5 protein-coding genes are annotated in these 5,762 nt (G+C 69.6%); 3 read left to right on the top strand and 2 right to left on the bottom strand.

Going from position 1 to position 5,762, the window contains the following annotated elements:
• Positions 1-8: 8 nt before the first annotated feature.
• Together ABF821_RS19565 and ABF821_RS19560 are read left to right on the top strand one after the other, a co-directional pair.
• Entirely contained in the window at positions 9-1,052 is a 1,044-nt protein-coding gene (locus tag ABF821_RS19565; protein ID WP_415531292.1) for a Rieske 2Fe-2S domain-containing protein, read from the top strand.
• 27 nt (positions 1,053-1,079) lie between these two features.
• Positions 1,080-2,081, top strand: a complete 1,002-nt coding sequence (locus ABF821_RS19560) for a bifunctional GNAT family N-acetyltransferase/(deoxy)nucleoside triphosphate pyrophosphohydrolase (protein ID WP_183009352.1) — start codon at positions 1,080-1,082, stop codon at positions 2,079-2,081.
• A 68-nt stretch (positions 2,082-2,149) separates the two neighbouring features.
• Here the strand turns inward: ABF821_RS19560 and ABF821_RS19555 are convergent, their stop codons facing one another.
• On the bottom strand, positions 2,150-3,058 hold the full coding sequence (locus tag ABF821_RS19555) for an SMP-30/gluconolactonase/LRE family protein (RefSeq protein WP_415531291.1): 909 nt from the start codon (positions 3,056-3,058) through the stop codon (positions 2,150-2,152).
• Between the two features lie 81 nt (positions 3,059-3,139).
• Between ABF821_RS19555 and ABF821_RS19550 the strand changes: the two genes are divergently transcribed.
• Positions 3,140-3,895, top strand: coding sequence for a competence/damage-inducible protein A (locus tag ABF821_RS19550; protein ID WP_182972695.1), 756 nt, complete (start codon positions 3,140-3,142; stop codon positions 3,893-3,895).
• A 15-nt stretch (positions 3,896-3,910) separates the two neighbouring features.
• Here ABF821_RS19550 and ABF821_RS19545 read toward each other — a convergent pair.
• A partial coding sequence (locus ABF821_RS19545) for a glycoside hydrolase family 3 C-terminal domain-containing protein (RefSeq protein WP_415531290.1) occupies positions 3,911-5,762 on the bottom strand: 1,852 nt, incomplete at its 5' end.

Genomic DNA, 5,762 nt, shown 5'->3' with positions numbered 1-5,762 from the left:
GCCCCACCCTGACCCTTGGGGAGGATCTGCGTCGCATCCGCTGCGATCCCGATTTCTGGTATCCCGTGGCCTGGTCACGCGAACTCAAGGCCGGCAAGACCATCGGCACCCGCTATGCCGGCCTGCCGATCGCCCTTGTGCGCCCCGTTGAAGGCGATGTCTTCGCGCTGGAAGACCGCTGCGCCCATCGGCAGGTGCCGCTGAGCAAGGGCACGGTGAAGGGTCAGGCGGTGCAGTGCTGCTATCACGGCTGGGCCTATGGCCGCTCGGGCCGGTGCATCGACGTGCCCTATCTGGGCAAGGGCAAGCTGCCTAACGGCGTGAAGACCTATCCCTGCCGCGAGCAGGACGGGCTGATCTTCATCTTTCCCGGCGACCCGGAGAAGGCCGAGACCGTGCCGATGCCCCGGCTGTCGCAGGTTGCCAACCCCGACTACAAGACCCGCCGCTTCGGCCGGCATGTGAAATGCCACTACAGCTTCATGCATGAGAACCTGATGGATATGAACCATCAGTTCATGCACATGAAGCAGATGGGCCAGATGAAGCCGCGCTTCTTGGGCCAGGATCGTGGCCCCGGCATGATCGAGGCGCGCTATACCTTCGCCCGCACCGGCGGCAAGCAGCCGATCGGCGAGGCGCTGGTCTTCGGGCAGAAGCGCGACAACAGCGCGAAATTCGCCCATCGCGATGTCATGACCATCCGCACCGAATATCCGTACCAGACGCTGAAGATCGAGCCGACCGGCGGCGAGGCGGTGATGGATCTGTGGATTGCCTACGTGCCGCAGGACGAGGAACAGTTGACCAACCGGGTCTTCGGGCTGCTGTCGATCAAGCGCCCCAAGCTGCCGGGCGTGCTGGACCTGGCCTGGCCGTTCCTGGTCGCGTTTACCGAGCGGATCTTCCGCGAGGATCGCGAGATCGTGGAACTGGAGCAGAATGCCTGGAACGAACTGGGCGGCGACCATAACCAGGAAGTGTTCCCGGTGATTCGCGACCTGCGCCAGCTTCTGGCCGAATGCGGCATGCGCGTACCCGAGATCGGCTGAGGGTTTCGCAAGCTCCATGTCAGTTCCATGATCGACGAGCGGACGGATACCACCCTGGAGGCCGGCCCCTTCAGGCTGCGGGCGCTTGTGTCGTCGGACGCGGGCGCGATGCACCGGCTGGTCAATGACTGGAGCGTGATCCGGATGCTCAGCCGGGTGCCGTTTCCCTACCCGCGCGGGCTGACGGATGAATGGATCGCCTCGACCGCCGAACTGGCGCGGCGGGGGGCGGCCTATCATTTCGCCATTACCCACCCCGAATCGGATACGCCCGATTCTCTGATCGGCTGCATCGGGTTGCAGGTCGATCGGGGCCGCCGGTCGGCCACCGTGGGATATTGGGTCGGCCGCCCTTACTGGAACCGCAAGGTCGCCACCAGCGCGGTGGGGCGGATCGCGCGCTGGGCGCTGGCCAACATGCCGGTGGACCGCGTGGCCGCCGCCGTGGCGCATGATAACCCGGCCTCGATCGCCGTGCTGCGGCGGCTGGGGTTTCGCGAGACCGGAACCGGGCACCAGGAATTCGTCTCGCGCGGCGGGGAGCATCCGGTGCTGCTGTTCGAGGCGAACCGGGAGGATATGGCGATGGATGCGTCGTCCGGCGCCGCGACCACTCAGGCCGGGGAGCGGAAGCGCGTGGTGCTGGTGGCCGCCGTCGCGCTGATCGATACCGATGGCCGCATTCTTCTGGCCCGTCGGCCGGAAGGCAAGCCGATGGCGGGGCTGTGGGAGTTCCCCGGCGGCAAGGTCGAGGCCGGGGAGACGCCGGAGGCGGCGCTGATCCGCGAACTGGACGAGGAGCTTGGCCTGGATGTCAGCCGGTCCTGCCTCGCGCCCTATACGTTCGTGTCGCACGATTACGGGCATTTTCATCTGCTGATGCCCGTCTATGTCTGCCGGCGCTGGAAGAATGTGCCCCGCCCGCGGGAAGGCCAGACGCTGGCGTGGGTTCGGGGGGACGATCTTTCGGCCTATCCGATGCCGGAAGCGGATCTGCCGCTGGTGCCTCTGCTGCGCGATCTGGTGTGAGAGACGGCGACGGCCGGCCCTCTGCATGGAGACCCTCTATGGGGCGGCCCTCGGTGGGGCGACCCCCTCTATAGAGCGAATGGTGCGTCTAGCGTGAAGGTGGCCTGTTTCTGGCCGGCGATGCTGGTGCCGAAGGCGAACAGGCTGCCGCTCAGGGGCTGGTCCACGAGTTGGCGGGCCGACAGGCCCTTGCGGGCGGTGGTGACGAAGACGGTGCGGTAATCGGCGCCGCCGAAGGCGACCTTGGTGACGTTGCGGGCCGGCATGGGAATGGGCTCGACCCTGGTGCCGTCGGGGCCCAGACGTTCGATCCGCCCGCCGTCCCATACGCCGACCCAGAGGAAGCCCGCGCTGTCGACCGCGATGCCGTCGGGGTAGCCGTCCCGCAGGGTGGCGAAGACCCGGCGGTTCGACAGGGTGCCCTCGGGCGACACGTCGAAGGCGTAGACGGTCCGGGCGGGTGAGTGGTTGTGGTAGAGCGTGCGCCCGTCAGGCGACAGGGCCGGGCCGTTGCTGACCACGTAGCCCGTATCCTCGCGCCGGATCGACAGGGCGCCACGGTCCTGGCGGACGGAATAGAGCGAGCCGGTGGGCTCGGTTTCGGCATCGTGCATGGTGCCGAACCACAGGCGGCCGAACCGGTCCACATGGCCGTCATTGATCCGGTTGCCGGGCTGGTCGGGCTCGACGGGCAGGTCGAGGCCGAATCGGCCGGTGGCGGGGGAAAACCGGTGCAGCCCGTCGCGCAGGCCGCACAGGAAGGTGCCGTCGGCGAGGGGCACCAGGAAGCCCGGCCGGTCCGGGGCGGGCCAGGAGGTTCGCTCGCCGCTTTCCGGCCGGTAGCGGTGGATCGCCTTTCCCACGATATCGACGAAATACAGCGCCTGTTCGGCTTCCGACCAGACGGGGCCTTCGCCCAGCATGGCTGGAAGTTCCCACACGCAGCGCGGCACGCCGCACATCGGTCCTTCCCTCATCGCCCCAATCCTCCTGTCTGGCCGGAAGCGGATTCCGGGCTCATAATGCGGTTCCATGCCATTGGACGGGAACCTGCCATCATGAACCCGACAGCCTGCATCCTGGTCATCGGTAACGAGATTCTCTCGGGCCGGACGCAGGACGTCAACGTGCAATATATCGCACGACGCCTGTCCGAACTGGGGATCACGCTCGCCGAAGTGCGGATCATCCCCGATCGCCGCGAGGTGATCGTGACCACGCTGTGCGATGTGCGGGCGCGATTCGAGCATGTCTTCACCACCGGCGGCATCGGGCCGACCCATGACGACATTACCGCGCCCTGCGTCGCCGAGGCGTTCGGGGTGCCGTGGGTCGTCCATCCCGAGACCTTCCGGCTGCTGGAAGCGCATTTTCGGCCGGGGGAGTTCAATGCCGCCCGGCAGCGCATGGCGACCCTGCCGCAGGGGGCGACCCCGATCGCCAACAACGTTTCGATCGCGCCGGGATTCAGCATCGGCAATGTCCATGTGCTGGCCGGCGTGCCGCGCATCATGCAGGCGATGTTCGAGGCGGTGGCCCCGACCCTGCGGCATGGCACGCCCGTGACCTCGCGAAGCTGGTATGCGCTGGAGCTGTTCGAGGGGGCGCTGGCCGCCGGCCTGTCCGAGATCCAGGACCGCTATCCGGACCTCGATATCGGGTCCTATCCGTTCAGGCGGCCGGATGGACGGCGGGGCGTGGCCCTGGTCTGCAAGGGGGTGGATCGCGGTGCCGTGCTGGCGGCGGCGCAGGCGACGCGCGACCTGATCGTGCAGTTGGGCTTTGCGCCGCAGGAAGGCGAGCCGCCGCCCTGAGCGTGGGGAGGCTTCTCAGCCGCCTTCGGCGTCGGGCAAGGCGCCGGGGATGTGCATCTCCGGCAGGTGGAGCGTCGTCTGCTGGCCCAGATTGGCGGAGTGGCCGCCCAGCGACACGCCGTACTCGCCCGCCGGCACCACCCAGTCCAGCGTTGCCGGATTCCAGTGGCCCAGCATGCGCGCGTCGATCCCCACCGCCAGCCGTGCGGCCTGTCCGGGGGTGAGCTGCACGCTCCGCCAGCCGATCAGGCGCTTGGGGGCGTCGCCGGTTCCTTCGGGGAGGTCGAGATAGATCTGCGGCACGTCGCGGCCGGCCATGGCCCCGCGATTGGAGACGCTGAAGGCGACCAGCAGCCGTGAGCCGTCCCGCGTTACCTTCAGGTCGCCATAGGCGAAACGCGCGCGGGCCGAGAGCCCGTATCCGAACGGGAACAGCGGCGCGACATGTGCCCGGTCGAATGCCTTGTATGCCGCCAGATGCGGGTGGGGCGGCGCGGCGCCGCCGGTAAAGGTGACGGGCAGGCGTCCGGAAAAATCGCGCTGGCCGGTCAGCAGGTCCGCCAGCGCGTCACCGCCGCCCTCGCGCCACGACCACGCCTGCACCACGCCGTCGACCTGATCCAGCCACGGCATGGGGCGGGCGGGATCGTCCGACAGCAGGACGACGAGGACATGCGCGCCCGTGTCGGCCACCGCGTCGATCAGGCGGTCGTCCTCGGGGCCGGCGGAGAAGAGGACGATATGGCCGGCCTGGGCGATATAAGGCGGCAGGGGGCCTTCCGCCGGCGCATCGGCGGCGCGGCGCGCGACCTGCCCTGCTCGGCTCAGGGCGTCGGCCATGATATCCGCTGCCTCCCGCGCCGCCCCGGTGCCCAGGACGAGGATCGGCTCGGCGGTGGTGCCGGCCAGGGGCAGGATCGCGTTTTCATCGCGCAGCAGCACCGTGCCTTCGGCGACCACGTCTTCCGCCAGCGGGTCGCGATAGTGCACGGGGGCGCGCAGCGCGCCGAATGGTGGCGGATTCTCGGTCACGCCGGCGTCGTCCATCGACTGCATGACATGGGCGGCCATGCGGTCCAGCCGGGCGGGTGGCACGAAGCCTCCCTTCATGACCGCCTGGCGCAGCGAGGCGCCGAACAACGCCGTATCGGCAGTGCCGGGTTCGCCCGCCACGTCGATTCCGGCCGCGAGTGCCGACAGCAGTATCGGACGGCGGGCCGCCGGGCCGTCCGGCGTCGGGCGGTCCGCCAGCAGGGCGATCATGCCGCCATAATGCCATCCGTCGCGCAGCGTCCGTTCCATGCCGTCCAGCGCGCCGCATGGCCGCGCGTCCACGATCGTGACGTGGCAGAGCATGCCTGCGCCCCTTGCCTGCTCGAGCGCGACATGGAGGGCCAGCATGCGGTCCTCGGACGCCGCGTCGGCCGCGTCGGCGTCGGGCTGGCCACGGCCGCCGAACAGCGGCAGCACATGGCCGGCGATCAGCCCGGATGCGACCGCGCCCATCATCCGGCCGGCCAGCAAGGGGTCCTCGCCATCATAGGCGCGGCCGGCCGGCAGGGGGCCGACGCCGCCGACCGCCGCGATCGCCCGGCCGCCGGCCCGGATCGCGCGCGCTCGCGCCTGCCCCGCCCGCCGCGCCAGGTCGCGGTCCCAGGTCGCCATCAGCGCCAGCGGCGAGCGCTGCCCCGCGCCGGCTTCCAGCAGGGCCATGCGCAGGGCCGGCAGGCCGGCGCGCGGCACGCCGGGCAGCGTGACGAGCGACACGCCCGCGACCGGCGTGGCCACGACCTCCGCCCGCACCAGGGTGAGTTTCTCCGTCTGGGTCAGGCGGGCGGCCGGAGAGGCCGTCCGCGCCGGGTGGTCG

The organism is Gluconacetobacter sp., from assembly GCF_047721585.1.
Taxonomy (GTDB): Bacteria; Pseudomonadota; Alphaproteobacteria; order Acetobacterales; family Acetobacteraceae; genus Gluconacetobacter; species Gluconacetobacter dulcium.
Note: the sequence above shows the minus strand (reverse complement) of the source record. Positions and strands in the feature narration are given on the sequence as shown.